The following is a 3,678-nucleotide window of genomic DNA, read 5'->3' on the forward strand; positions in this document are numbered from 1 at the left end:
TTGGCTTCCACCACCGGGCCGGTGTGGCCGAGGTCGGCCAGGGCGGCAAGAAAGCCAAGGCGGCGGCGCGCGGCGGCGCCATGGTTGGGCGGCCCGGTCAGCACGCCAAAGCGGCGATGCCCGGCTTGCCACAGCATCTGCGCCACGGCCGCCCCGGCGGCCGTATCGTCCATGCCGATGCCCGGCGCCTCCAGGCTGGGCTTTTCCGGTGCGACGCGCACATGGCGCACGCCCTGTTCGCGCAGGAAATCGAGCACCACTGGCAGATCGGCCAGCGGCGGGGGCAGCACAAAGCCATCGCAGCGTCCGTTGCGCAGCAATGCGGCAAGATCGGCCACGATCTCGGCATCGGGACGGGCCGAATCGATACGGTCGATGCGCAGGTGATACTGGTTGTCGACACAGGCCTGATAGGCGCCGGCCTGGATCTTCATCGTGTAGTTCGGGCTGGGATTGTCGAACAGCACGCTGATGATGAACGAGCGCGCGCCGGCGAGCGAGCGCGCCGCCAGATCGGGGACATAGTCCAGATCGGCAATCGCCTTTTCCACTTTGATGCGCAGCGTATCAGATACATGCGGCTCGCGGTTGATCACACGCGACACGCTCTTGAGCGACACCCCGGCATGCCGCGCCACATCATTCATGGTGATGTTACCCGTCGCGCGGCCGGCTGTTGTGGGTGCAGTATCGCTGTCGGCGGCGGCGCCACTGGCGGTTGCAGAGGTGGCCGAGGGGCGGTGGCTTTGCGCGGGATCGGGCATGGGCCAAGCTATGAACGCAATTGTCCGGCAAGCCAACCTGAACAGGTAATTGACAACGCTGACAAGCGGCGGCACGATAACGCGGAACAAGCAGGTGGCGCTGTGGCCATCAACGGGAAGGGTGCATGACGATGGGCAGGAGATTTCTTTCGGCCGTGGCGCTGGCTGCGGTCGGAGCAGGGCTGGCGCAGGGTTCGGCCCATGCGCAGGCGCCAAGCAGCGCGCCGGTCGACATGACCGCGGCGCAGGCACGGGCCGATCAGACGGTCAAGGCGATGCAGCCGGACGAGCGCACCACGTTGACCCATGGCATCATGGCCATCCAGTTGTTTCCCGGTGCCCCGCCGATCCCGGCTGACGCGGTGCCAGGCGCCGGTTACATCGCCGGGTTGCCACGCCTGGGTGTGCCGGCGCTCAAGGAAACCGACGCAAGCCTGGGTGTGGCCTGGGTTTCGGGCGCGCGCAAGCGGGGCGCGACAGCGCTGCCATCGGGCATTGCCCAGGCGGCGAGTTGGGATCCGGCAGTGATGCAGGCGGGCGGCGCGATGATTGGCGCCGAGGCGCGCGCCAGCGGCTTCAACGTGCTGCTGGCGGGCGGCGTCAATCTGACGCGCGATCCCCGCAACGGGCGCACGTTCGAATACCTGTCGGAAGACCCGCTGCTGTCGGGCATGCTGGTGGGCGCGGCGATCCGGGGCATCCAGTCCAACAATATCATTTCCACGATCAAGCACTTCGCGCTCAATGGCCAGGAAACCGGGCGCCAGTTCGTGGACATCCAGATCGGCAACGCCGCGGCGCGTGAAAGCGATCTGCTGGCTTTCCAGATCGGCATCGAACAGGGCCAGCCCGGCTCGGTCATGTGCGCCTATAACCGCGTCAACGGTAATCGCGCGTGCGACAACAGCTGGCTGCTCAACACCGTGCTCAAGCGCGATTGGGGCTACAAGGGCTTCGTCATGTCTGACTGGGGCGCGGTACCAGGGCTCGATGCGGCGATGGCCGGGCTTGATCAGCAATCGGGCGAACAGCTCGACAAGGCGGTTTATTTCGGCAGCAAGCTGGCGGAAAAGGCGGCAAGCGACAAGGCCTGGGCCGCGCGCCTGGCCGACATGAACCGCCGCGTGTTGACCGCGATCTATGCCACCGGCGTCGACAAGAACCCGGTAACGCCGGGCGGCGAGTGGGATGCCGCGGCGCATGCGGCCGTGGCCGAACAGACGGCGATTGCCGGCATGGTCTTGCTGCGCAACCAGAACAATGCCCTGCCGCTGCTGCGCGATGCCAAGAGCGTGGCGGTGATCGGCGGCTATGCCGATGGCGGTGTGCTGTCGGGCGGCGGGTCGAGCCAGGTGCAGGGCGATGGCGGGCCGGTGGTGTCCCGCCCGGTGCTGGCTGGCGGCATGTTTGCCGGCATCATGCAGCAGCAGTTCCACCGTTCCAGCCCGCTCGATGCGATCAAGGCGCGGGTGCCGCAGGCGGCCATCCATTTCCGCGACGGGCGCTATATCGCCGATGCGGTAGAGGCGGCGCGCCGGTCTGACGTGGCGATCGTGTTTGCCACCGAATGGCGCACCGAAGGGCTCGATCAGCCCGATCTGTCCTTGCCCGATGGCCAGGATGCGCTGATCGCGGCGGTGGCAGCGGCCAATCCGCGCACGATCGTGGTGCTGGAAACCGGTGGCCCGGTGGCGATGCCGTGGCTGGACAAGACCGCGGCCGTGCTCGAAGCGTGGTATCCCGGCGCGCGCGGCGGTGAGGCGATCGCCAAGGTGCTGTTTGGAGAGGCCAACCCTGGGGGGCGCCTGCCGGTCACGTTCCCGGCCAGCGTGGCGCAACTGCCCCGGCCCAAGCTCGATGGCAGTGATACGCTCGATCCCGATTTCATGGGCAACCCGCCCACGCCAACCACCACGCTCAAGGCCGACTACAACATCGAAGGTTCGGACGTGGGCTATCGCTGGTTCGCCCGCACCGGGGCCAAGCCGCTGTTCCCGTTCGGCTATGGCCTGAGCTACACCAGCTTTGCCCAGGATGGGTTGAGCGTGGATGGCAAGACCGCACGCTTTACCCTGCGCAACACCGGCAAGGTGGCGGGCGATGATGTCGGCCAGGTCTATCTGGTCGATCGTGCCGGCACGGCCAAGCGCCGCCTCGTCGGCTTTGCCCGCGTGCATCTGGAGCCGGGCGAAAGCAAGACTGTCAGCGTGGCGATCGACCAGCGCCTGCTCGCCGATTGGCGGGATGATGGCAAGGGCAGTGGCGGCTGGACGCTGCCGGCGGGCAACTATGGCTTTGCGCTGGGCAGCGATGCGCAGACGCTGGGGCAGGTGGTGACGGTGCGCCTGGCGGCGCGCAACTGGAAGGATTGAAGATCATGACCTTTCGCAAAACGCTGATGCTGTCAGGATTGATGCTTGCTGGCGCGCTGTCGCTGCCGGGCGCTACGCTTGCCAAGGCTGCGCCAGCGGCGCCTGCCGCGCCAACCGTGACGGTGGCCCAGGGCACCCTGGTGGGGGCGGTGGAAGGCACCGTCGCCAGCTTCAAGGGCATTCCCTATGCCGCGCCGCCGGTGGGCGATCTGCGCTGGCGTGCGCCACAGCCGGCTGCGGCATGGAGCGCGCCGCGCGATGCCACGCACTATGGCCACGATTGCGCGCAGGCACCGTTCCCGCCCGATGCCGCGCCGATCCGCACCCAGCCGGCCGAGGATTGCCTCTATCTCAACGTGTGGAAGCCGGCGGGCGCGGCCGCCAACGCGCGGCTGCCGGTGATGGTGTGGGTGCACGGTGGCGGCTTCGTCAACGGCGGCACGTCGCCGGCGGTCTATTCCGGCGCGGCTTTTGCCCGCGATGGCGTGGTCCTGGTCAGCCTCAACTACCGGCTCGGCCGCTTCGGCTTTTTTTGCCCTCCC

Annotated in this window: 3 protein-coding genes; 2 read left to right on the top strand and 1 reads right to left on the bottom strand. The window is 67.6% G+C overall.

Annotation, left to right across the window (positions count from 1 at the left end):
• On the bottom strand, positions 1 to 764 hold a 764-nt coding region (locus H926_RS27835; protein WP_202804739.1), incomplete at its 3' end, for a LacI family DNA-binding transcriptional regulator.
• 131 nt (positions 765 to 895) lie between these two features.
• On the opposite strand from H926_RS27835, the gene H926_RS0114895 reads away from it, so the two are divergent.
• Positions 896 to 3,136 (top strand): beta-glucosidase, encoded by a 2,241-nt coding sequence (locus tag H926_RS0114895; protein WP_028658050.1) that lies wholly within the window; start codon positions 896 to 898, stop codon positions 3,134 to 3,136.
• A 5-nt stretch (positions 3,137 to 3,141) separates the two neighbouring features.
• Positions 3,142 to 3,678 (top strand): carboxylesterase family protein (locus H926_RS34785; protein ID WP_237741056.1); only part of this gene is annotated, 537 nt, incomplete at its 3' end.

Source organism: Novosphingobium sp. B-7, assembly GCF_000410615.1.
GTDB classification, from domain to species: domain Bacteria; phylum Pseudomonadota; class Alphaproteobacteria; order Sphingomonadales; family Sphingomonadaceae; genus Novosphingobium; species Novosphingobium capsulatum.